This window comes from Sphingomonas sp. CFBP9019, from assembly GCF_034045155.1.
In the GTDB taxonomy this organism is placed as follows: Bacteria; Pseudomonadota; Alphaproteobacteria; order Sphingomonadales; family Sphingomonadaceae; genus Sphingomonas; species Sphingomonas aerolata.
In genome coordinates this window covers 520,127-541,252 of record NZ_JAXCWK010000003.1, presented here as the reverse complement: position 1 = coordinate 541,252, position 21,126 = coordinate 520,127, and the positions used below count along the sequence as shown (strand labels likewise).

Genomic DNA, 21,126 nt, shown 5'->3' with positions numbered 1-21,126 from the left:
CCATCCCCCCTCCCGCACGCACCAGCAGTGGCGCAGTCAGGCGAGGATGGTGCGTGCGCGGTCGCAGTCGATGTCCATCTGCGCGATCAGCGCGTCGAGGCTGTCGAACTTCGCCTCGGGGCGCAGATAGTCGATCAGCGCGACCTCGATCGTCTGCCCGTACAGGTTTTCGGTGAAATCGAAGAAATGCGGTTCGAGCAGTTCCTTCGGCGGATCGAAGCTCGGGCGGATGCCGAGGTTCGCCGCGCCTTTCAGCACGCGCCCGTCCTCCAGCCGGCCGGTCACCGCGTAGATCCCGTAGGCGGGACGCAGATAGTTGCCCATGTCGAGATTGGCGGTCGGATAGCCGATCGTGCGGCCGAGCTTGTCGCCATGCTGCACCACGCCCTCGATCGCGAACGGACGCGTCAGCAGCCGGGTCGCGGTCGCCATGTCGCCGGCACGCAGCGCCTCGCGGATCCGGGTCGAGGACACCGTCTCGCCATCCAGCGCGACCGCGCCGACGGTTTCCGCGCGAAAGCCGTGGACCGGGCCGCGCGCGGCGAGCGTGTGGACCGTGCCGCTCTTGGCATGGCCGAAGGTGAAGTCCTCGCCCGTCACCACGCCGCCGATCCGCAGATTGCGTTGGAGCCGGTCGGCGACGAACTGCTCGGCGGTCAGCGCGGCGAGATCGCCGTCGAAGTGGAACACCACCATCGCATCGGCGCCAGCGTCTGCGAACAGCCGCTCGCGCTGGTCGAGCGTCGTGAGGCGGAAGGGGGGCGTATCGGGGCGGAAATGGCGGACCGGATGCGGATCGAACGTCGCCACCAGCGCAGGGCGCCCCTCCGCCTTGGCCCACGCGATCGCGCGCGCGACCACCGCCTGGTGACCGAGATGGAATCCGTCGAAATTACCCAGCGCCACGATCCCGTCCGCCAGATGCGAAGGGATGGATGCGCCACCGTCGAGCCGTTGCATGCACGGGTCAGTACCCAGACGCCGCGGATGACGATAGTCCTTCCGTGTCGTTGTCTCCCGCGCCTCCTTGTTCTCCCGCGAAGGTGGGAGTCGAGTCCGAGCTCCCGCCTTTGCGGGGGGAACGGTCTTTACCGGCGGGTGAGCGTGACGAAGCTGTAGGGTGGACGCTGCTTTTCGCCCGGGTGGTCTTCGCGGGCAATCTCGTGCCAGCCGTCAAACGCGGGGACGATGGCGTCGCCTTCGGGTTCGTCATGGACTTCGGTGAGCTCGATCCGGTCCGCATGGGGGAGCAGCTGCGCATAGATCTGCGCGCCGCCGATTACCGCGACGTCGTCCCCGGCCATCGCGAGCGCCTCGTCGATCGAATGCGCCACTTCCGCGCCGTCGGCGTGCCAGTGACCGCGGGTAAGGACGATGTGGCGGCGGCCGGGGAGGGGGCTCGGGAAGCTCTCGAACGTTTTTCGGCCCATCACCATCGGCTTGCCCATCGTAAGCGCCTTGAAGCGCTTGAGATCGGCAGGGAGGCGCCAGGGGAGCTGGCCGTCGCGGCCGATGACGCCGTTGCTGGCGCGGGCGAGGTAGAAGGTGATCATGCGGGTATCATGGCGGATATGGGGGCGGGGGGCTATGCTTGTATCACCACCCCGGCGAAGGCCGGGGCCCAGTTGGGGGACGTCGGTGGTGAAAGACGGCGCTCCGTTACGACCACCTTTCCACCTGGACCCCGGCCTTCGCCGGGGTGGTATAAAGCGGGTCAATCAGTTCGGGGCGTGTTCCTTGACGTACGCCTCGGGATCCTTCTCGACGACCTTCACGCCGTTCAGGTGGTTCGCCTCGAACGCCGCGAACCGGACGCCCAGCTCGTGCCGCTCTTCCAGCGTCGCATGCTTGCGGAAGTCGGTCAGGCCCTGGCGCTCTTCCTCGGCGAGGTGATCGCTGTTCGCCTTGTTGCATTCGCCGACCGCCTCGAACCACGCGTCCGAGCCGACCGGATGCTTGTCGACCGCTTCGCCGGTTTCGCGGATGTCGTTGTGATCCTCGATCGCGTCCTCGGTCTCCTCGGCGGCCGAGTCGGCGTCGTTGCCGCCGGTGCCGATCTTCATCAGCCGCGGGTAGAAGAAGCGCTCCTCCGCCTCGGCATGCGCGTCGAGCAGGTTCTTGAGGCGGGTCCACAGTGCCGACAGCGCCTCGGTGTCCTTGGCGTCGATGCTGTCGATCTGTGCGAACAGCGCACGCTGCTGCGCGTGTTCGTCGAGGATGAGCTGGGTGATGTCCATGATAGGCCTTCCGAATGGGTTCGGACGGTCAACCGCGCGGACGGCACCCAGTTCCTATTGCGATTCGCTCTCTGTTCAGACCGCGACGGGTGCCTTGATGTGCGGCTGCGCGACGTAGTCGTGGAGCACGAAATCCTCATGCTCATATGCGTCGATCGAGTCCGGCTTGCGCACGATCTCGAGCCGCGGGAGCGGGCCGGGGGTGCGGCCGAGTTGCAGTCGTGCCTGCTCGAGATGGTTCGAATAGAGGTGGCAGTCGCCGCCGGTCCAGATGAACTCACCGACCTCGAGTCCGCATTGCTGCGCGAGCATATGCGTCAGCAGTGCGTAGCTGGCGATGTTGAACGGCACGCCGAGGAAGATGTCGCCCGAGCGCTGGTAGAGCTGGAGCGAGAGCTTGCCGTTGGCGACATGCGTCTGGAAAAGGCAGTGGCAGGGGGCCAGCGCCATGGCGTGCAGATCGCCCGGGTTCCACGCGCAGACGATCTGGCGGCGCGAGGCAGGGTTGGTCTTGATCTGGTCGACCAGCTCGGCGATCTGGTCGATATGGCGACCGTCGCCGGCCACCCAGTCGCGCCATTGCTTGCCATAGACCGGGCCGAGATCGCCGCTCTCGTCCGCCCATTCGTCCCAGATCGCGACCTTGCGCTCCTGCAGCCAGCGGACATTGGTGTCGCCGCGCAGGAACCACAGGAGTTCGACGATGATCGAGCGAAGATGAAGCTTCTTCGTCGTCAGCACGGGGAAGCCCTGCGCGAGATCGAAGCGCATCTGCGCGCCGAAGACGCTGAGCGTGCCCGTGCCGGTGCGGTCCATCGTCTCGACTCCGGTCGAGAGCACGCGGTCCATGAGGTCTAGATATTGGCGCATCGCGACGGCCTAGCGGTGCGGGGCGGATCGCTCAAGCGGATGCAGTTGTGGATGCGACAGGGGCAGCAATGCGGCAGTCGAGGTGGTGCCCGCGTCGCCCGCCTCCGCTCCGATCATTGCCGACCTTGCAGCGGCATGCGCGCTGTTCGCAAGACTCGGGCATGCAACGACTGAGGCGGTGGCGGTCGCCTATCTTGATCCGAATCGGAGGCTTTTGGGCATGCGGCATGTGGCGGGCGGGCGCGATCAGGTGCAGATCGCGGTGCGCATCATCGCTGCCGATGCGCTGGCGTTCGCGGCGCAGGGGGTGGTGATCGCGCACAATCATCCGAGCGGGGACGTGACCCCGAGTACGCGCGACGTGGCGTTTACCCGTGCGCTGGCGGCCGGGTTGCGGACCGTGGAGGTCGTGCTGTTCGATCACGTGGTGATCGCTGGCGACCGGGTGGCGAGCCTGCGCGCGATGGGGATGGTCTGACGGTCCGGAACAATACTTGCTCCACCCGGTGGCGCTATTTCGTCCGGCAGGCGCGGATTGCCTCGGGCGCGGGGCGCGGGCCGGTCGCGCGGAACATGGCCATATAGCCGCCCGCCGACGGCATCTCGTCTCTGTCGACCTGCGTATAGCCGACCGCCGCGAACTCGCATTTCAGCAGTGCGGGCGGCGTGCCGTGGTTGCGCGTCTCGCGATCGGCATCGACGACGACGACGAGTCCGTCGGGTTTCAGCGAAGGGCGAAGCCGCCACAGGAACTCGTAGGGCTGCTCAATCTCATGGTACATGTGCACCATCAGTACGCGGTCGAAACTCGCCGGGGGCAGCTTCGGATCATTGGCTTCGCCGAGTCGCACGCTGACATTGGCGAGATCTTCGCGCGCGACGCGCTCCGCCAGCTGGTCGCGGACGCTCGCGACGATGTCCTCTGCGAGAACGCGACCGTCCTTGCCGACCCGCGCGGCGGCGCGGATCGTGTAATAGCCCTCGCCTGCGCCGATATCGGCGACCGTCATGCCCTTGCGGAGATCCGCCTTGGTCATGACCTCGCCCGCTTCGTTCAACCGGTCGCGCGCCTCCTCATTCGACCAGCGCGCGGAGACGATCGACGCGACCGGCCGGTCGGCGGCGGGGAAGGGGCCCGCATCCTTGGGTTCACGCTGGATCAGCGGTTTGCTGCCATCGCATGCCGCTAGCAGCCAGATCGGGGACAGCAGCAGGGCCAGGACGCGCGTCATCTTCAATCGACGTCCTCCACCTCGACCGCCTCGCCGGTCACACGCTGCGACAGCGCGGCGGCCATAAACGCCTCGAGATCGCCGTCGAGCACGTCCGACGGACTGGTCGAGACCACGCCGGTCCGCAGATCCTTCACCATCTGGTACGGCTGCAGCACATAGGACCGAATCTGGTGGCCCCAGCCGATATCGGTCTTCGACGCATTCTCCGCATTGGCCGCCTGCTCGCGGATCGCGAGCTCGCGTTCATAGAGCCGCGCGCGGAGCTGGTTATAGGCCTCGGCCTTGTTCTTGTGCTGCGATCGCTGGTTCTGACACTGCACGACGATGCCGGTCGGGACATGCGTGATGCGCACGGCCGAATCGGTCGTGTTGATATGCTGGCCGCCTGCGCCGGAGGCGCGATAGGTGTCGATACGCAGGTCGCTCTCGTTATACTCGACCTCGATATTGTCATCGACGACCGGATAGACCCAGACGCTAGCGAACGACGTGTGACGACGCGCCGCGGAATCATACGGGCTGATCCGCACCAGCCGGTGAACGCCGCTCTCGGTCTTGGCATAGCCATAGGCGTTCTCGCCCTTCAGCAGCAGCGTCGCGGACTTGATCCCCGCCTGCTCGCCCGAATGCTGGTCGACCAGTTCGACCTTCAGCCCGTGGCGTTCGCCCCAGCGCGAATACATGCGGCTGAGCATGCCCGCCCAGTCCTGGCTTTCGGTCCCGCCGGCGCCGGCATTGACCTCGATATAGGTGTCGTTGGCATCAGCCTCGCCCGCGAGCAGCGCCTTGATCTTGTCCTTGTCCGCGCGGGCGGCGAGTTCGGCGAGCGCGGCGACGCCGTCCGCTTCCATCGCGGTGTCGCCCTCGGCCTCGGCCATTTCGATCAGCTCGGACGTGTCGCTGAGCTCGCTCTCGATCGCGCGCGTCGCGCTGATCGCCTCGTCGAGACGACGACGCTCGCGCATCACCTCCTGCGCAGCCTTGGGGTCCGACCAGAGCGCCTGATCCTCGACGCGCGCGTTCAGCTCGTCGAGACGACGCAGTGCGCGGTCCCAGTCGAGAAAACGGCGCAATAGCGCCAGCGCGTCCTTGATGGTGTCAACGTGAGCCTGCGCTTCGGCGCGCATGGGTATTCTCCAGTGTTGGGACCGGCATGAACAGCCAGCCCCGGAATATGGGGACGGCTAGTAGATTCCGCCCTGTCTTTGCAAGAAATCGCTGTCGCGCGGAGCCTCTGCCTTGGGGGCGGCGGTCGGCGCGGTGGTGGTGGTGGGAGCGGGGCCCGCACGGCGCGCGGCACGCCGCGGCTCGCTTTCGGGCTTGAACGCTTCCCAGATGACGCCCGGCTTGGGATCGTCGGTGTTCGGCCATGTCCCATAGACCGGGCGGCCACTCCCCCGGTCGATCCGGACCATCCGGATGCCCGCGGGTGCGCGGAATGGCAGCTTGGGCAGATCGGCATAGGCCTTGACCGCGAATTGCTTGAAGATCGGCGCCGCCAGCGTGCCGCCCTGCGCCGCGCTGCCAAGGTTCCGCGGCGTATCGAAGCCGATATACAGCCCGCCGACATATTGCGGGGTTCCGCCGATGAACCAGACGTCGGTCGGGCCATTGTTCGTGCCCGTCTTGCCGAACATTGGCCGATCGAGATCACGCAGCGTCACCGCGGTACCGCGCTGCACCACGCCTTCGGTGATGTGGACCATCTGATAGGCGGTCATCGCGTCGAGCACCTGGCGCTGGCGCGCGACCGGACGCGGCATCGGCTTGCCGTCCCAATCGGGGGCGTTGCACCGGTCGCAGGCCCGCCAGTTCTCGGGCCAGATTACCTTGCCGTGCCGATCCTGGACGAAGTCGATAAGCGACGGCGGCCCGCCCTTGCCGTTGTTCGCGAGGATCGAATAGGCGTTGACCATCCGCCCCACGGTCGTCTCGCCGGCACCCAGCGCGAAGGAGAGATAGGGCGCGTAATCGCCGACGCCCATCTTCTTGATGGTGGCCACGACCTTGGGCATGCCGGTCTGCGCGGCGGCGCGGACCGTCATCAGGTTGCGCGACTGTTCGATGCCCCAGCGCATCGTGTGCGGCCCGGCGCCGCGCGAATTGCCGAAGTTGCGGAAGCATTTCTGCCCCAGCCGCGCACCCTGATAGACGCAGAACGGCCCGTCGACGATGATCGAGGCGGGCGTCATCCCGTTGTCGAGCGCGGCGGAATAGACGATCGGCTTGATCGTCGATCCAGGCTGGCGCATCGCCTGGGTGGCGCGGTTGAACGCCTGGAGCCGGTCGTCGAAGCCGCCCTGCATCGCAAGCACGCGGCCGCTGGCAGGCTCCTCGACGACGAACGCACCTGAGACCTTGGGGATCGCCCGGAGCGCGAACTCGCCGCCTTCGGGCGCGACCGCGATGATGTCGCCGGTCTTGATCGCCCCGAACGCATTGCCGCCCTTGCCGCGCACCGCCATCTGCGCGGCATATCGTGGCAGCGTGCCGGTCTTGCCGGTGCGGAAGCCGAGGCTCCAGCTATTGCCGTCCTTGCCGGTCACGATCGCCGCCACCCAGTTGCGGTAATCGAGTGCGATGTTGCTGTTGAGCAACGGCTGGAGCCAGTTGTCGTCCTCGATCTCGACATGGCGGATCGGCCCGTTCCAGCCGCGCCCGCTGTCGAAGCGGACCAGACCATCACGCAAGGCCTGCTGCGCCAGATCCTGCAACCGCGTGTCGAACGAGGTCCGCACCCAGAGGCCGCCCGAGTAGACGCTGTAAGGGCCGTCCTTCGCGCTTTCGCCGAACTTGGCCATCAGCTGGCGGCGGACTTCCTCGACGAAATAGCCGCCGACGCTTTCAAACCGGGGCGTGCGTCGCAGCACGACGCCCAGCGGTTCGGCGTTCGCCGCGTCGAATTGCGCGCGGGTGATGAACCCGTTCTCGAGCATCCGGTCGAGCACATAGTTGCGCCGCGTCATTGCGCGGTCGTGATAGCGCACCGGATCGTAATTCGACGGACCCTTGGGCAGGATCGCGAGATAGGCGATCTGTGCGAGATCGAGCTGGTCGAGGTCCTTGTCGAAATAGGCGTGGCTGGCGGCTTCGACGCCGAACGCGTTCCGGCCAAGCGCGATCTGGTTCAGATAGAGTTCGAGAATCTGCGGCTTGGTCAGCGTATCCTCGATCTTATACGCCAGCACCGCTTCGCGCAGCTTGCGCGTCGGCGAATATTCGTTGCCGATCAGAAGGTTCTTGGCGACCTGCTGCGTGATCGTCGATCCGCCGCGGGCGCGTCGGCCGCTGCCGATCTTCGAGACATAGTCGAAGACCGCGCCGGCGAGCCCCGGAAAGTCGACGCCGTGATGCTCGAAGAACGACTTGTCCTCCGCGGCCAGGAACGCATTGATCAGCATCGGCGGATATTCGGCGAAGCTGAGCTCGACGCGACGTTCGCGCGCATAGCTGTGGATCGGTGCCCCATCGATCCCGCGCACATTGGTCGGCAAGGGCGGTTCGTAGGTGCGCAGCGTATCGACCGAGGGAAGGTCGCGGACGACGATCAGCCAGAAGCCGAACAGCGCGATCAGCCCGAGGCCGAACAGCGCGAGCGCCGCCTTGGTCCAGCGGCTCGCCCAGACGCGCGCGATACTGCCGCGCAGTCTGTCGGTGGTCCGGCGGGTCGCCGTCGAAGAGTTTGGGGAAGGATCGGACGCCATATTCGTGCCCCGCGTCTAGCAGGTTCGCGCGTCCTTGCCAGCCGCGTTCGGCGGGGTGGGGGCTGGGCACGACGGTCGCGGTGGTGCGCGACCCCCGGAAAAGCGGTTGCGCCACGACCGATCTGTGGCAGCAGGCGGCGATGACTCCGCCGCCGCTACCGATCCTTGCCGTCCTGCCCGAACTGCTTACCGCGCTGCGTACGCGGTCCTCCGCCGTGCTCGTCGCGCCGCCGGGCGCGGGCAAGACGACCGCGGTCGCGCCTGCGCTGCTCGAGCAAGCCTGGTGCACCGGCGAGATCCTGCTGCTCTCACCCCGGCGCCTCGCCGCGCGCGCCGCGGCGGAACGCATGGCGGCGACGGCGGGCGAGCCGGTCGGGCGGACCTATGGCTATGCGACGCGGATGGACAGCAAGCGATCCGCGGCGACGCGCGTCACGGTCGTCACCGAGGGCATCTTCGTCGCGCGGATCCAGTCCGACCCGGAACTGGCGGGGGTGTCCGCGGTGCTGTTCGACGAGGTGCATGAACGCAGTCTCGATGGCGATTTCGGGCTCGCACTCGCCCTCGACGTGCAGGCGGGCTTCCGTCCCGACCTGCGGCTCGTCGCGATGTCGGCCACGCTCGACGGCGCGCGGTTCGCGGCGGTGATGGACGACGCGCCGGTGATCGAGAGCGAGGGGCGGAGCTATCCGCTGACGCTGCGGCATATCGGTCGCCCGGGGGAGGCGCGGATCGAGGATGGCATGGCGGCGGCGATCCGCCGTGCACTCGTAGAGGAGCAGGGCGGCGTGCTCGCCTTCCTGCCGGGCGTCGCGGAGATCGAACGGACCGCGGACCGGCTCGCGAACCTGCCCGACGACATCGTCGTGCACGAACTTCATGGCAGCCTCGATCCGGCGGCGCAGCGCGCGGCGATCCTTCCCGAACCCGATGGCCGTCGCAAGGTCGTGCTGGCGACCAGCATCGCCGAGACCAGCCTGACGCTCGACGGGATCCGGATCGTCGTCGATTCCGGTCTCGCGCGGCGTCCGCGTTACGATCGCGCGGCGGGCATGACCCGCCTCGTCACCGAACGCGCGAGCCAGGCCGCGGTCACGCAGCGCGCCGGGCGTGCCGCGCGTCTGGGCCCAGGCACCGCCTACCGGTTGTGGGAAGAGCCCGCGACCGCGGGACTGCCGCGATACGATCCGCCCGAAATCCTCGAGGCTGATCTGTCCGCGCTGGTGCTCGCCTGTGCCTTGTGGGGTGTCGCCGACCCCCGTGACCTGCGCTGGATCGATGCGCCGCCCGCTGCGGCGATCGACGAGGCGCTGCGCCGGCTGGCGACGCTCGAGGCGATCGACGAGGACGGTCGTCCGACGGCGCATGGCCGTGCGATCGCAAAGCTGCCGATGCCGCCGCGGCTTTCCCATATGCTGTTGCGCGCCGGAGAGCGGGGGCTGGCCGAGGTCGCCGCGCAGGTCGCGGTGCTGCTCGGCGAGCGTGGCATCGGTGGGCAGGACGTAGATGTCGAAACCCGCTTGCGCCGCTGGAAGACCGAACGCGGCGCGAAGGCGCAGGCCGCGCGCGGGATGGCCGAGCGGTGGGCCCGCCTCGCACCGTCGCGCGGGTCTCTCTCGCCGGCAGACGGGGGCGTCGCCACGTGCATCGCGCTTGGCTATCCCGACCGCGTCGCCCGGCGGCGTGATCCGTCCGGCGAAACCTGGGCATCGGTCGGCGGACGCGGGTTCCGGCTCGATCCGACGTCGCCGCTGGCGCGTGCGGAATGGCTTGCGGTCGCCGATACGCAAGGGTCCGCGGCGGGCGCGCGGATCCTGTCCGCGGCGGTGATCGATCAGCCGACGGTCGAGGCGCTGTTCGCCGATCGGATCGAATCGCGCCGCACGGTCAGCTTCGACCCAGCGACCGGCGGCATCCAGGCGCTCCGCGAACGCCGGCTCGGCGCGATCCGGCTGTCGAGCGGACCCGACAGCGGCGCCGATTCCGACGCGATCCTCGCCGCGCTGCTGGAGGCGGCTTGCGAGCACGGTCTTTCGCTGCTGCCGTGGAGCGACGGCGGGCAGGCGTTGCGCGACCGCGCCGCTTATGCGGGGGTGCCGCTCGACGATGCGGCGTTGCTCGACCGCCTGGACGAATGGCTCGCGCCTCTGCTCGTCGGAAAGCGCCGACTCGATGCGATCGCCCCGGGGGCACTCGTCGAGGCGTTGCGCAACCTCCTCGGCTGGGATGCAATGCAGATGATCAACCGCCTCGCGCCGCCCGATTTCACGAGTCCGGCGGGCAGCACGCACGCGATTGACTATGCCGCCGAGGGAGGGCCGCGCGTCGAACTGCGCGTCCAGGCGCTGTTCGGGCTCGGCGTGCATCCGACCATCGGCGAAGCACGTGTCCCGCTGGTGCTGAGCCTCACGTCACCGGCGGGACGCCCGATCCAGACGACGCGCGATCTGCCCGGTTTCTGGGCGGGAAGCTGGGTCGCGGTCGCCAAGGAAATGCGCGGTCGCTACCCCAAGCATCCCTGGCCCGACGATCCCGCCGCGGCATCGGCGACGCTGCGCACGAAAAAGGCGGATGCAAGGGGCGCAACTTCGCGATAAGGGGAGCCCATGCCAACCGCCCGTATCTTCCAGCGCCCCAAGAACGCCATGCAGTCCGGCAAGCACCGGACCGACAGCTGGCAGCTCGAATTCGAACCCTCGGAGCCCAAGCGCCCCGACCCGCTGACCGGCTGGGCCGGCAGCGGCGACACGCGAGACCAGCTCCGCCTGTTCTTCCCGACCGCCGAGGCCGCGATCGCGCATTGCGAGCGTGAGGGGTTCGGCTACACGGTCGTGCCGGCGCCGCAGAAGACGCTGAAGCTGCAGAGCTACGCGGACAACTTCAAATAAGCGACTACCCGACGCCGTTCCGGCGACGGGGTTGAAAACGGCTCAGCGCGCGCGTCGCTAGAGGATCGATCCCGCGAGGATCAGCAGCATCTTCGCGTCGATCGCGACGCCCGCCTCGCGCTTCGCCGCGACAAAGGCGGGAATGTCGGTGAGTGGTACGCGGTGGACGGTGATGTTCTCGTCACCATCGCCGCCGCCGTCGCCGACCCTGGTCAGCCCGGTCGCACGGACCAGCGTGAAGCATTCGGACGTCATCCCCGGCGACGAATAGAACAGCCCCAGATCCTCGATCGCGGCCGCGCGGTAGCCGGTTTCCTCCTCGAGCTCGCGCCCGGCGGCGACCGCGACGCTCTCGCCTGCGGTCTCGTCACCGACCAGCCCGGCAGGCAGTTCGAGGCAGGCGCGGCCCAGCGGTACGCGAAACTGTTCGACCAGAATGACGTCGCCCGCGTCGATCGCAACGATTACGGCTGCCGCGATCTGCCCGCGCCGTTCCGCATATTCCCACGTGCCTTCGGTCTGCACGGTCAGGAACTTGCCCGCCCATACCGTCGTGCTCATAATTCGATCAGCCTGTCGGGAAGTTCGTTGATCGCCGCGTCGGTTCGCGGGAAATGCTCGGCGAGCACCGTGCCGATCTGCGCGACGGCATCGGCCATGCCGTCCGCCGGCCGGTCATCGCGCACCGCGGTGAGCACGGCGGCCATCGCCGCACCCCAGATCTCGTTCGGCACGCGCGAATGGATGCCCGAGTCTGCGACGATCTCCGCGCGGTGTTCGGCCAGCGACAGGTACAGCAACACGCCCGTCGCGCCGCGCGTGCGCTTTTCCGCGCCCGCCCGGAACAGCATCACCGCACGTCGGCGCACCCGGCGCGTTTTCGTCGCGCCCGGCGTCAGCGCGAGTCGCAACGCGGGGATAGTGAGAAGCAGGCGCATGCCCAGGAACACCAGCGTCATCAGGACGAGCGCGATCGCGAACAACGCGCCCTGTGGTGCCGACTGCGCCCAGGGATCGACGAGCCGCGCATAGATCTGGTCGGCCGCCACGGGGTGCAGCGCGAGCACCACAAGGCTCAGCAGCATGGCGAGCACGGACCATTGCAGCGAGACGTCGTGATAGGCGTCGGACTGGCGCGCGACGATCGTGACGATCTCGCCCGTCGTCGTGGTTTCGGCCTGCGTCACCGCGGCGGTGACGCGGCCGTGATCGGCTTCGCTCAACCGCATGTCACCAACTCCCCGATGCGCCGCCGCCGCCGGCAGATCCGCCGCCGCCGCCGCCAAAACCGCCGCCCATCCAGCCACCGCCGCCGCTGTCGCCACCGCCGCCGCCCCAGCTGCTACCGCCGCCGCCGCCGCGCCGTGACATCTCGTTGGCGATGCTCCAAAGCACGATCGGCAGTGTCCCGTTGCCGCCGCCACCGCTTGAATAGCGCGTACCACCGGCACGCCGCGAGATCATCGGAATGACGATCGCGGCTGCCACGATCCCGAAGATGATCAGCCCGATCGGCACGCCGCCACCGTTGCCGGACGGCGCGCGGCGATGCGTCTTGTCATATTCCGCCGCCGCCGCGCCGACCTTCGCGCGGGCCTCGGCGTCGGGCAAAGCGAGCTGGTCCGCGACCGCATTCGTGCCCGCGACGATCCCGCCGGTCATGTCCCCGGCCTTGAAGCGCGGCAGGATCTGCTGGTTGATCACGACGCTCGAAAACGCGTCGGTCAGGACCGGCTCAAGCCCATAGCCGACCTCGATCCGTACCTTGCGGTCGTTCGGCGCGACGAGCAGGATCGCACCGTTATTGGCGTCCTTCAGCCCGACCCCCCAGTTCCGCAGCAGGCGATAGCCATAATCCTCGATCGGATAGCCCTGCAGATCGGCGACGGTCGCGACGACCAACTGGTTGCCCGTCGCCTTTTGCAGGTCGTCGAGTCGTTTGGTGAGCGCCGCTTCCTGCTCGGGCGGGATCACGTTCGCCGCGTCGACGACGAAGCCGGTGAATTTCGGGAAAGTCTGGGCGCCTGCGGTGCCGCTGCCGAGCAGCACCGCGAAGAGGAGCGCCGCGAGGACGCGGATCATGCCGCCGGCCCCGCGATCAGCTCGCGTTGCCGAAATTCACCGTCGGCGCCGTCTCGGCCCCCGGCGTGGTCGCGGCAAATGGCACCATCGGCTTTGCGCCATAGAAGATCTTCGCGCCGACCGCGTCGGGGAAGGTGCGGATCTTGGTGTTATAAGCCTGGACCGCGCCGTTATAGTCGCGCCGTGCGATCGTGATGCGGTTCTCGGTGCCTTCGAGCTGGCTCATCAGCGTGGTGTAATTGGCCTGGCTCTTGAGCTCGGGATAGGCCTCCTGCAGTCGCTGCAGCGACAGCCCGACAGCACCCTGCACGCGCGAGAACTGCTCGATCTTCGCAGGGTCGGTCAGGTCGTCGCCCGAGACCTGCACCGTGCTTGCCGCGGCGCGCGCCTGCGTCACCTCGACCAGAATGCTCTTTTCCTGCGCGCCGGCCGCCTTGACCGTCGCGACGAGGTTGGGGATCAGGTCGGCGCGACGCTGATAGTCGTTCTGCACATCGGCCCAGCGCGCCTTCACATTTTCCTCGGCGGTCGGGATGCTGTTGATCCCGCAGCCGCCAAGCGTCGCCGCAAGCGCAACGACGGCGGATCCGCGAAGAATCTGGGCATAGGACGACATCGGGGCTCTCCTGCTGGTCTGTATCACCCCCATAGGACAGCGGACCGGCTTGGCGAAACCGAAATCGATGGCTAGCGTGCGGGGGACTGGAAAAGGGGGCGCAAATGCTCAAGGAATTCAAAGCGTTCATCATGCGCGGCAACGTGCTTGATCTGGCTATTGCGGTGATCATCGGGGCGGCGTTCAGCAAGATCGTCACCTCGCTGACCGACGACGTGCTGATGCCGGTGATCGGCAAGATTTTCGGCGGGCTCGACTTTTCGAGCTATTTCTGGCGGATGGGGCCTGTCCCCGCAAACTATGCCGGTTCGCTCAGCGACTATGCGGCGCTGAAGAAGGCGGGGGTGCCGTTGCTCGGCTATGGCGCGTTCGCGACGCAGCTCGTCAACTTCGTGATAGTCGCCTTCATCATCTTCATGATCCTGCGCGTCGTGAACCGCGCGGCGGCGCTGATCGAGCGTGAAACCGCGCGGCTCAAGCGTGAGGAAGAAGCGACGCCAGTCGCGCCGGCGCCCGAGCCGGTCGAGATCGCGCTGCTGCGGGAGATCCGCGACGAGCTCAAGGCACGCGGCTGACCGTCCTGCCCCTCTCCCACGGGGGGAGGGGGAGATCAGGCTGCGGCCAGATCCTCGGCGTTGGCATCCGCCAGGCTCGTGCCGTCGAGGATCCGCGCAGTCTCGTCGCGGACGCGCATCATCGCAAAGCGGATCGCGCAGTCTGCCTCGCTCTTGCAGTCGAGGCAGGGCCGATAGGCCGTGCGGCTGACGCAGGGCACCAGCGCGAGCGGGCCCTCGATGATCCGGATGATCTCGCCGAGCGAGATCAGGTGGCTCGGGCGCGACAGGCGATAGCCGCCCATCTTGCCGCGATGGCTGTGCAGCAAGCCGGACTCGCGCAGGTCCGCAAGGATCAGCTCGAGAAACTTGCGCGGGACATTGGCCTCGGCCGCGATGCGGGTCATCGGGATCGGTGGGCCACCGACCGGGGCGCCGCCAAGGAAGATCATCGCGCGAAGCGCGTAGCGAGAGCGCTGCGTCAACATAATACAGATTTCTATGCACGCGGTTTGTGGCGAGCGAAAGGCCGCAAAGGGCAAAATCACGGGCTTTTAATCGGCCGACCGCCGCTCTATATCACAAGCGTCATCGGGGGAATTCTCCCTTGGTGACTATGGCGATAAACCGTGGCGTGTCATAGACACAGCGGACCCGGGGGCAGTACCCGGCGACTCCACCACCGCCCTCTTCGCGAGAGGGGGACGATGACGGGGTCGAACTAGGATCGACGTGTGTTCAACGACGCTATGTTTCGCTCGGAATGGGACCACCGCAACGGCCCATACACAAGTGCCAACGATAACGAAGCACTCGCAATTGCCGCATAACTGACGGTCTAACGACCTAAGTTATACGGACGAAAGCGCGGTTCGGGCCACACCGGGCAACAGAAGTGGAAACCGGCGGTACGGGGGGCACCGAGCAACAGAAGCTCCCCACTCAAATTCTACTCAAGCGCATGCCCGCCGTTAGGCGGCAATTTGCGCGACCAGCTTGTCGAGCCGCGGGCTGAACCCGACGATGCCGATCAGCAGCTGGACGAGGGTCAGCATTCCCGCGCCCCACCAATAGGCTAGGTGCACCCGCCCGCGCAGTTGCGCATCGAACAGCATCGCAGCCCCCAGATAGACCATGGTGGCGACGAATATCGCCCATGTGCCGGACGGGCCCATGAGCGGCATCGGCAGAATGCGCCCCAGCGCCGGCGACATGATCAGAATCGTCGCGCACAGCATCAGGCGCTTGTGCCAGTCGGACCGGTGTCTCAGCTGGATCGCCCAGCCCGCCAGGATCGCAAAGCCGATGATCTGAAGATCGAGCGCGAGGAAAAGGCCCGGCGTGAAGAAGGGCGGGACGCGGTTGAGCCGGACGGCCATGACCGTCGTCGCGACGCCCACCACGACCATGACCGGGACCAGACATGCGGTCGCGACGCCCAGTCGCCGGTGCATCGCGATCGATCCCCGGTCGACCAGCCAGTTCTGCGCGACGTAGAGGATGATCCAGCCGAAGAAGACGGCAGCGTGCAGATGGACCTGGGCGGGAAGCCCGACGATGTTCCAGTCAGTCCGCTGCAGGTCCAGCCCGAACCCCGCGAAGACGGTGACCGCGATGATCGCAGCCAGCATGAGATAGAAACGCCGCTCGGCGGTGATCGCCGACACGCTGGTCGCCAAGGTTGCCATGATGCCCCCGCATCTCTGCTGCCTTGGCCGAGAATGCGCATGCACGCTGGACCCTGCAAGCCGATAGCAGCGCGTCCGGCCGTCATTCTCGTACAAATTGCAGGATGCGGATCCCGTGGCATCGCGCCGCCGGCTCCCGCAATCGTGATCGCCACGAAAAAGGGGACCCGGTTGCCCGGATCCCCTTTCGCTAGTTGCCAGTCGGCAAGATCGCTTAGTCGCGATCGCCCGTCAGGAACGCCGGAGCGAACTCGGGGGCCTTGTCGCCGTCCGAACGCTCGGCGCGGGGAGCGCGCTCGCCGCCCTGACCACCGCCGTCGCGACGCGGGCCACGGCCACCGCTGTTGCCGCCATCACGACCACCATCGCCGTCACGACGCGGGCCACGGGGACCACGATCACCGTTGCCGCCTTCGCCGCGCGGGCCACGACCGCCACCGCCGTTACCGGCGTCACGACCACCATCGCCATCGCGACGCGGACCGCGCGGACCACGGTCACCGCCTTCGCGCGGCTCACGGGCAGGACGCGTGTCCTCCAGCTCTTCGCCGGTCGTCTGGTCGACGACGCGCATCGACAGGCGAACCTTGCCGCGCGGATCGATCTCCAGGACCTTGACCTTGACTTCCTGGCCTTCGCTCAACGCGTCCGAGACCTTCTCGACGCGCTCGTTCTTGATTTCAGACACGTGGACGAGACCGTCCTTGCCACCCATGAAGTTCACGAAAGCACCGAAGTCCACCAGGTTGACGACCTTGCCGTCATAGACCTTGCCGACTTCGGCTTCCTCGACGAGGCCCTTGATCCACTTGATCGCGGCTTCGATCTGCGCGGGGTCGGACGACGACACCTTGATCACGCCCTCGTCGTCGATGTCGACCTTGGCGCCGGTCTGCGCGACGATCTCGCGGATCACCTTGCCGCCGGTGCCGATGACTTCACGGATCTTCGACTTCTCGATCGTGAAGGTCTCGATACGCGGTGCGTGTGCCGACAGCTCCTCACGCGTGTGGTCGAGCGCCTTGGCCATTTCGCCCAGGATGTGCGCACGGCCTTCCTTGGCCTGTGCCAACGCCTTGCCCATGATCTCTTCGGTGATGCCGGCGATCTTGATGTCCATCTGCATCGTGGTGATGCCCTCGGACGTGCCAGCGACCTTGAAGTCCATGTCGCCGAGGTGATCCTCGTCGCCCAGGATGTCCGACAGAACCGCGAAGTTCTTGCCCTCGAGGATCAGGCCCATCGCGATGCCCGACACCGGACGCTTGAGCGGAACGCCCGCGTCCATCATCGACAGCGAACCGCCGCAGACCGTCGCCATCGACGACGAGCCGTTCGACTCGGTGATGTCTGACAATACGCGGATCGTGTACGGGAACTCTTCCTTCGACGGCAGCACCGGGTGCAGCGCGCGCCAGGCGAGCTTGCCGTGGCCAACTTCGCGACGACCCGGCGCACCGAAGCGACCGACTTCACCGACCGAGTAGGGCGGGAAGTTGTAGTGGAGCATGAAGTTTTCGTACGACAGACCGTTGAGGCCGTCGATCATCTGCTCTGCGTCGCGCGTGCCGAGCGTGGTGGTGCAGATCGACTGCGTCTCGCCGCGCGTGAACAGTGCCGAGCCGTGCGTCCGCGGGAGGAAGTGGACCATCGCTTCGATCGGACGGATCTGCGTGGTGGTGCGGCCGTCGATGCGGGTGCCGTCCTTGAGGATGGCGCCGCGGACGATCTCGGCCTCCAGCTTCTTCATCAGCTTGCCGGCTGCCATCTGGTCCTGCGGGGTCGCATCGGCAAAGGCGGTCTTGCCCTTGGCGCGTGCGGCGTTCAGCAGGTCCGAACGCTTGGACTTGTCGGTCACCTTGTAGGCGGCCGCAATGTCCTTGCCGATCAGCTTCTTCAGCTTGTCCTTGGCGGTCGACAGGTCGGCCTGCTCGGCCATTTCCCAAGGATCCTTGGCAGCCTGCTCGGCCAGGTCGATGATCAGGTTGGCGGCTTCGCGGCATGCCTTGTGCGCGAACTGGACCGCGCCGAGCATGATCTCTTCCGAAAGCTCCTTGGCTTCCGACTCGACCATCATCACGGCTTGGCCGGTGGCGGCGACGACGAGGTCGAGATCACCCGCCTTGGCTTCGTCGAGCGTCGGGTTGAGGATGTAGGCGCCATCGACATAGCCGACGCGTGCTGCGCCGATCGGGCCCATGAACGGCACGCCCGAGATCGTCAGCGCCGCCGACGCCGCGACCATCGCGAGGATGTCCGGCTCGTTCTCGCCGTCATACGACAGAACCTGGCAGATCACGTTGATCTCGTTGTAGAAACCCTCTGGGAAGAGGGGGCGGATCGGGCGATCGATGAGACGGCTGGTCAGCGTCTCCTTCTCGGTCGCACCGCGCTCACGCTTGAAGAAGCCGCCGGGGATGCGGCCGCTTGCGGAGAACTTCTCCTGGTAATGGACGGTAAGCGGGAAGAAATCCTGCCCTTCCTTGACGGTCCGTGCAGCCGTCACGGCGCACAGAACGACGGTCTCGCCGAGGGTGGCGAGCACGGCGCCGTTTGCCTGACGGGCCACACGGCCGGTCTCGAGCGTCAGCGTCTTGCCGCCCCACTGGGCGCTTACGGTTTTGGTATCGAACATTTCGTTTCCTTCACTCCGGCGGCCAGATGCCGACCGGGGCCTATGTGCGAGCTAAGCCGGCTCGCGGCGGTGTGGAGCGAGTTGTCGCTCCTTGCCAGTCCACCGAATTGCGTCCTGGCGTTTGCCTCCGCGCGCGATGGCGCGGAATCAAAGTCGTATATACAAAAACGGCCCCCCGAAGGGAGCCGTTCGTTTTACTTGCGGAGACCGAGCTTCGCGATCAGATCCAGATAGCGCTGGCCGTCCTTGTGACGGAGATAGTCCAGCAGCGACCGGCGCTTGTTGACCATCATCAGGAGACCACGACGCGAGTGGTTGTCCTTCTTGTGGCCCTTGAAGTGCTCGGTCAGGTTCTTGATCCGCTCGGTCAGGATCGCGACCTGGACTTCGGGCGAACCCGTGTCGCCGTCCTGGCGTGCGTGGATCTTGACCAGCTCGGTCTTGCGTTCAGCAGTAATCGTCATGAATTCTCAGTCCTTCGACATCACAGATTGAAACCGCGAACGACCCGGACGTCTCCGTCCTCGACCTCGACCAGCGCGACCGGGACAGCGTCCAGCTCGGCGAAGTATTGGCCATCGTCTGCGGCGATCCCGGCCAAGATACGCCCCTGTCGGAGCGCCCCTGCCTGGTCGGGGGTGAGGGAGAGAGCCGGGATGTCGTCCAGCGCCACCCTCAAGGGCAGTAGTACATCTTCAAGCGCGGAGGCCTTAGCGAGTTCGTCCAGTTTGTCCAGCGATATCGCCGATAAGAGGTCGAACGGGCCGGCCTTTACGCGGCGTAGCATGGTGACGTGGCCGACGGTTCCGAGCGCCAGCGCGATGTCGCGCGCGAGGGAACGGATATAGGTGCCCTTGGAGACATGCGCGGTGAGGGTGACTGCCTCCAGTCCCGCCCCGACCCCGTCATGCAAAAGACGGGTGGGGTGGGGGGTGAGTGCGTGGATCGTCACGTTCCGGCTGGCGAGCACCACGTCCTGCCCAGCGCGGGCAAGGTCGTAGGCGCGCTCGCCATCAATCTTGAGTGCGGAATAGGCGGGGGGCACCTGCGCGATCGGGCCGGTGAACTGCGCCAGCACCGCCTGGACCGCTGCCATCGTCGGGCGCACGTCGGAGGTGGCGATGCTTACGCCCTCGGCGTCGAGCGTGTCGGTCTGGACCCCGAACATGATGGTGAAATCATAGATCTTGTCGCTGTCGAGCATCCGCCCGGCGAGCTTGGTCGCTTCGCCGACCGCGATCGGCAGCACGCCGGTCGCGAGCGGATCGAGCGTGCCGCCGTGGCCGACCTTGAACTTGCCATAGCCGCCGTTGCGCAGCGCGCGCTTCACCGCGGACACGCCCTGCGTCGAGCCCAATCCCAGCGGCTTGTCGAGAATGATCCAGCCATGCATGTCGTAGGATCCTTGAATATCGGGGCAGGGCGAGCCCCACCCACTCCGTCATCCTGACGAAAGTCAGGACCCAGAGCCACGAGAGACGGTGTTTGGTACTCTGGGTCCTGACTTTCGTCAGGATGACGGGAAGGGGCGAAGGGAAGGGAGCTACCCCAAAGCCTCGGTAAAATGCCGGCGGCACAGTGCGACATAGCGGTCGTTGCCGCCGATCTCGGTCTGCTGCCCCTCGGCGATCGCGCGGCCGTTCGCGTCGACGCGCAGGTTCATCGTCGCCTTGCGCCCGCACATGCACACCGACTTGATCTCGACCAGCGAGTCCGCCAGCGCGAGCAGTCGCGCGGAGCCGGGGAACAGCGCGCCCTGGAAATCGGTGCGCAAGCCGTAGGCGAGCACCGGGATGCCGGTGACGTCGCAGATCTGCGCCAGCTGGTCGACCTGGGATGCGGTGAGGAACTGTGCCTCGTCCACCAGCACGCAGGAGATCGCATCCTCGGCGTGCTGCCGGGCGATGCACGCGCCGATATCCGTATCCGCGTCGAACGCGATCGCCAGTGCCTCGAGCCCGATCCGCGACGTGATCGTGCCCGCCGCAAAGCGATCGTCGATCGCGGCGGTGAACAGCATCGTCCGCATCCCACGCTCGCGGTAGTTGAAGTCCGCCTGAAGCAGGTTGGTCGACTTGCCCGCGTTCATCGACGCATAATAGAAATACAGCTTGGCCATCGGCTCAACCCAAAGACGCGTCGCGCGGTGGCGTCAATCCTCGGACAGGTCGCGCGCGATATGCGGATCGCGCAACAGCGTGTCGATATGCGTGCCCTCGTCGAAGCTCTCGTCGGCGACGAACTTCAGCTTGGCGGCATAGCGCGTCTGCACGCGAGTCGCGACTTCGCGCTGGAGATAGGCGGTGTTCGTCCGCAGCGCCTTCAGCACCTTTTCCTCGTCCTTGCCGAGCAGCGGCTTCACGAAGACGGTGGCGTGGCGCAGGTCGGGGGACATGCGGACCTCGGTGATCGTGACGAGGTGCTTTTCGAGCACCGGATCATGCACGTCGCCGCGTGCGAGGATGTCGCTGAGCGCGTGACGCGCCTGTTCGCCCACGCGCAGCGCGCGGACGGTTTTGATCTCTGGGGTATCGGTCTTCATTCTTCTAACTCCCTCGCCCCTCCGGGGAGAGGTGGGGGTGAGGGGCGGCCGCAAGCGTTACCGCCCGGTACTGCC

At 66.7% G+C, this 21,126-nt stretch carries 22 protein-coding genes and 1 other RNA gene; 5 read left to right on the top strand and 18 right to left on the bottom strand.

What is annotated here, in order from left to right:
- Positions 1-36: 36 nt before the first annotated feature.
- From SOM18_RS10575 to SOM18_RS10560, 4 genes are all read right to left on the bottom strand, one after another.
- On the bottom strand, positions 37-960 hold the full coding sequence (locus tag SOM18_RS10575) for a bifunctional riboflavin kinase/FAD synthetase (protein WP_031440005.1): 924 nt from the start codon (positions 958-960) through the stop codon (positions 37-39).
- 128 nt (positions 961-1,088) lie between these two features.
- Positions 1,089-1,553, bottom strand: coding sequence for a dihydrofolate reductase (locus SOM18_RS10570; RefSeq protein ID WP_031440006.1), 465 nt, complete (start codon positions 1,551-1,553; stop codon positions 1,089-1,091).
- Positions 1,554-1,718: 165 nt separating this feature from the next.
- Positions 1,719-2,237: a hemerythrin domain-containing protein gene (locus tag SOM18_RS10565; protein WP_031395906.1), complete on the bottom strand. Its 519-nt coding sequence runs from the start codon at positions 2,235-2,237 to the stop codon at positions 1,719-1,721.
- A gap of 75 nt (positions 2,238-2,312) precedes the next feature.
- Positions 2,313-3,107: a thymidylate synthase gene (locus tag SOM18_RS10560; RefSeq protein WP_031440007.1), complete on the bottom strand. Its 795-nt coding sequence runs from the start codon at positions 3,105-3,107 to the stop codon at positions 2,313-2,315.
- A gap of 82 nt (positions 3,108-3,189) precedes the next feature.
- Between SOM18_RS10560 and SOM18_RS10555 the strand changes: the two genes are divergently transcribed.
- Positions 3,190-3,585 (top strand): JAB domain-containing protein, encoded by a 396-nt coding sequence (locus tag SOM18_RS10555; RefSeq protein ID WP_031440008.1) that lies wholly within the window; start codon positions 3,190-3,192, stop codon positions 3,583-3,585.
- Positions 3,586-3,619: 34 nt separating this feature from the next.
- Here SOM18_RS10555 and SOM18_RS10550 read toward each other — a convergent pair whose 3' ends face one another.
- From SOM18_RS10550 to SOM18_RS10540, 3 genes are read right to left on the bottom strand one after another with little or no spacing between them, the layout of a single operon-like run.
- On the bottom strand, positions 3,620-4,339 hold the full coding sequence (locus tag SOM18_RS10550; RefSeq protein ID WP_031440009.1) for a class I SAM-dependent methyltransferase: 720 nt from the start codon (positions 4,337-4,339) through the stop codon (positions 3,620-3,622).
- A 2-nt stretch (positions 4,340-4,341) separates the two neighbouring features.
- Entirely contained in the window at positions 4,342-5,469 is a 1,128-nt protein-coding gene (gene prfB, locus SOM18_RS10545; RefSeq protein WP_031394840.1) for a peptide chain release factor 2, read from the bottom strand.
- Between the two features lie 57 nt (positions 5,470-5,526).
- On the bottom strand, positions 5,527-8,046 hold the full coding sequence (locus SOM18_RS10540) for a penicillin-binding protein 1A (protein WP_031440010.1): 2,520 nt from the start codon (positions 8,044-8,046) through the stop codon (positions 5,527-5,529).
- A gap of 140 nt (positions 8,047-8,186) precedes the next feature.
- Between SOM18_RS10540 and hrpB the strand changes: the two genes are divergently transcribed.
- Positions 8,187-10,643 carry an ATP-dependent helicase HrpB gene (gene hrpB, locus SOM18_RS10535; RefSeq protein ID WP_192007717.1) on the top strand — a complete coding sequence of 819 codons (2,457 nt, stop codon included), beginning with the start codon at positions 8,187-8,189 and terminating at the stop codon, positions 10,641-10,643.
- A 9-nt stretch (positions 10,644-10,652) separates the two neighbouring features.
- On the top strand, positions 10,653-10,934 hold the full coding sequence (locus SOM18_RS10530; protein ID WP_031440756.1) for an ETC complex I subunit: 282 nt from the start codon (positions 10,653-10,655) through the stop codon (positions 10,932-10,934).
- Between the two features lie 57 nt (positions 10,935-10,991).
- On the opposite strand, the gene SOM18_RS10525 is transcribed toward SOM18_RS10530, so the two are convergent.
- From SOM18_RS10525 to SOM18_RS10510, 4 genes are read right to left on the bottom strand one after another with little or no spacing between them, the layout of a single operon-like run.
- Positions 10,992-11,495, bottom strand: coding sequence for an NUDIX hydrolase (locus SOM18_RS10525; protein WP_414712110.1), 504 nt, complete (start codon positions 11,493-11,495; stop codon positions 10,992-10,994).
- Positions 11,492-12,163 (bottom strand): TPM domain-containing protein, encoded by a 672-nt coding sequence (locus SOM18_RS10520; protein ID WP_031440758.1) that lies wholly within the window; start codon positions 12,161-12,163, stop codon positions 11,492-11,494. The genes SOM18_RS10525 and SOM18_RS10520 overlap by 4 nt, the downstream gene beginning before the upstream one ends.
- Before the next feature lies 1 nt (position 12,164).
- A complete protein-coding gene (locus SOM18_RS10515; RefSeq protein ID WP_031440759.1) occupies positions 12,165-13,016 on the bottom strand; it encodes a TPM domain-containing protein in 852 nt (283 codons plus the stop codon).
- Positions 13,017-13,032: 16 nt separating this feature from the next.
- Positions 13,033-13,632, bottom strand: coding sequence for a LemA family protein (locus SOM18_RS10510; RefSeq protein ID WP_031394860.1), 600 nt, complete (start codon positions 13,630-13,632; stop codon positions 13,033-13,035).
- Positions 13,633-13,736: 104 nt separating this feature from the next.
- Here SOM18_RS10510 and mscL point away from each other — a divergent pair, with 104 nt between their 5' ends.
- Positions 13,737-14,207, top strand: coding sequence for a large conductance mechanosensitive channel protein MscL (gene mscL / locus SOM18_RS10505; RefSeq protein WP_031394859.1), 471 nt, complete (start codon positions 13,737-13,739; stop codon positions 14,205-14,207).
- A 35-nt stretch (positions 14,208-14,242) separates the two neighbouring features.
- Here the strand turns inward: mscL and SOM18_RS10500 are convergent, their stop codons facing one another.
- Complete coding sequence (locus SOM18_RS10500) at positions 14,243-14,674, bottom strand: RrF2 family transcriptional regulator (protein ID WP_031394858.1); 432 nt, start codon at positions 14,672-14,674, stop codon at positions 14,243-14,245.
- 60 nt (positions 14,675-14,734) lie between these two features.
- Between SOM18_RS10500 and ssrA the strand changes: the two genes are divergently transcribed.
- Positions 14,735-15,090, top strand: a transfer-messenger RNA (tmRNA) gene (gene ssrA, locus SOM18_RS10495).
- A gap of 67 nt (positions 15,091-15,157) precedes the next feature.
- Here the strand turns inward: ssrA and SOM18_RS10490 are convergent.
- The 6 genes from SOM18_RS10490 to rbfA all read right to left on the bottom strand — a co-directional run bounded on the left by SOM18_RS10490 (position 15,158) and on the right by rbfA (position 21,051).
- The gene (locus SOM18_RS10490; RefSeq protein WP_031440760.1) at positions 15,158-15,874 is read right to left on the bottom strand and encodes a hypothetical protein; all 717 of its coding nucleotides are present in this window, start codon (positions 15,872-15,874) and stop codon (positions 15,158-15,160) included.
- 214 nt (positions 15,875-16,088) lie between these two features.
- Complete coding sequence (gene pnp, locus SOM18_RS10485) at positions 16,089-18,509, bottom strand: polyribonucleotide nucleotidyltransferase (RefSeq protein WP_031440761.1); 2,421 nt, start codon at positions 18,507-18,509, stop codon at positions 16,089-16,091.
- Positions 18,510-18,703: 194 nt separating this feature from the next.
- Positions 18,704-18,973, bottom strand: a complete 270-nt coding sequence (rpsO, locus tag SOM18_RS10480; RefSeq protein WP_031394369.1) for a 30S ribosomal protein S15 — start codon at positions 18,971-18,973, stop codon at positions 18,704-18,706.
- Positions 18,974-18,993: 20 nt separating this feature from the next.
- Positions 18,994-19,902, bottom strand: a complete 909-nt coding sequence (gene truB / locus SOM18_RS10475; protein ID WP_031440762.1) for a tRNA pseudouridine(55) synthase TruB — start codon at positions 19,900-19,902, stop codon at positions 18,994-18,996.
- Positions 19,903-20,052: 150 nt separating this feature from the next.
- Positions 20,053-20,628, bottom strand: a complete 576-nt coding sequence (locus tag SOM18_RS10470) for a thymidine kinase (protein ID WP_031440763.1) — start codon at positions 20,626-20,628, stop codon at positions 20,053-20,055.
- Between the two features lie 33 nt (positions 20,629-20,661).
- A complete protein-coding gene (gene rbfA, locus SOM18_RS10465) occupies positions 20,662-21,051 on the bottom strand; it encodes a 30S ribosome-binding factor RbfA (RefSeq protein ID WP_031396110.1) in 390 nt (129 codons plus the stop codon).
- Between the last annotated feature and the right edge of the window lie 75 nt (positions 21,052-21,126).

Coding starts and splice junctions, on each gene's coding strand:
- SOM18_RS10490 (WP_031440760.1), bottom strand. CDS start 15,874: ATGGCAACCTTGGCGACCAGCGTGTCGGCGATCACCGCCGAGCGGCGT.
- SOM18_RS10550 (WP_031440009.1), bottom strand. CDS start 4,339: ATGACGCGCGTCCTGGCCCTGCTGCTGTCCCCGATCTGGCTGCTAGCG.
- SOM18_RS10520 (WP_031440758.1), bottom strand. CDS start 12,163: ATGCGGTTGAGCGAAGCCGATCACGGCCGCGTCACCGCCGCGGTGACG.
- pnp (WP_031440761.1), bottom strand. CDS start 18,509: ATGTTCGATACCAAAACCGTAAGCGCCCAGTGGGGCGGCAAGACGCTG.
- SOM18_RS10470 (WP_031440763.1), bottom strand. CDS start 20,628: ATGGCCAAGCTGTATTTCTATTATGCGTCGATGAACGCGGGCAAGTCG.
- SOM18_RS10515 (WP_031440759.1), bottom strand. CDS start 13,016: ATGATCCGCGTCCTCGCGGCGCTCCTCTTCGCGGTGCTGCTCGGCAGC.
- SOM18_RS10500 (WP_031394858.1), bottom strand. CDS start 14,674: ATGTTGACGCAGCGCTCTCGCTACGCGCTTCGCGCGATGATCTTCCTT.
- SOM18_RS10565 (WP_031395906.1), bottom strand. CDS start 2,237: ATGGACATCACCCAGCTCATCCTCGACGAACACGCGCAGCAGCGTGCG.
- SOM18_RS10530 (WP_031440756.1), top strand. CDS start 10,653: ATGCCAACCGCCCGTATCTTCCAGCGCCCCAAGAACGCCATGCAGTCC.
- mscL (WP_031394859.1), top strand. CDS start 13,737: ATGCTCAAGGAATTCAAAGCGTTCATCATGCGCGGCAACGTGCTTGAT.
- prfB (WP_031394840.1), bottom strand. CDS start 5,469: ATGCGCGCCGAAGCGCAGGCTCACGTTGACACCATCAAGGACGCGCTG.
- rpsO (WP_031394369.1), bottom strand. CDS start 18,973: ATGACGATTACTGCTGAACGCAAGACCGAGCTGGTCAAGATCCACGCA.
- SOM18_RS10540 (WP_031440010.1), bottom strand. CDS start 8,046: ATGGCGTCCGATCCTTCCCCAAACTCTTCGACGGCGACCCGCCGGACC.
- SOM18_RS10510 (WP_031394860.1), bottom strand. CDS start 13,632: ATGTCGTCCTATGCCCAGATTCTTCGCGGATCCGCCGTCGTTGCGCTT.
- truB (WP_031440762.1), bottom strand. CDS start 19,902: ATGCATGGCTGGATCATTCTCGACAAGCCGCTGGGATTGGGCTCGACG.
- SOM18_RS10570 (WP_031440006.1), bottom strand. CDS start 1,553: ATGATCACCTTCTACCTCGCCCGCGCCAGCAACGGCGTCATCGGCCGC.
- SOM18_RS10560 (WP_031440007.1), bottom strand. CDS start 3,107: ATGCGCCAATATCTAGACCTCATGGACCGCGTGCTCTCGACCGGAGTC.
- rbfA (WP_031396110.1), bottom strand. CDS start 21,051: ATGAAGACCGATACCCCAGAGATCAAAACCGTCCGCGCGCTGCGCGTG.
- hrpB (WP_192007717.1), top strand. CDS start 8,187: ATGACTCCGCCGCCGCTACCGATCCTTGCCGTCCTGCCCGAACTGCTT.
- SOM18_RS10575 (WP_031440005.1), bottom strand. CDS start 960: ATGCAACGGCTCGACGGTGGCGCATCCATCCCTTCGCATCTGGCGGAC.
- SOM18_RS10525 (WP_414712110.1), bottom strand. CDS start 11,495: ATGAGCACGACGGTATGGGCGGGCAAGTTCCTGACCGTGCAGACCGAA.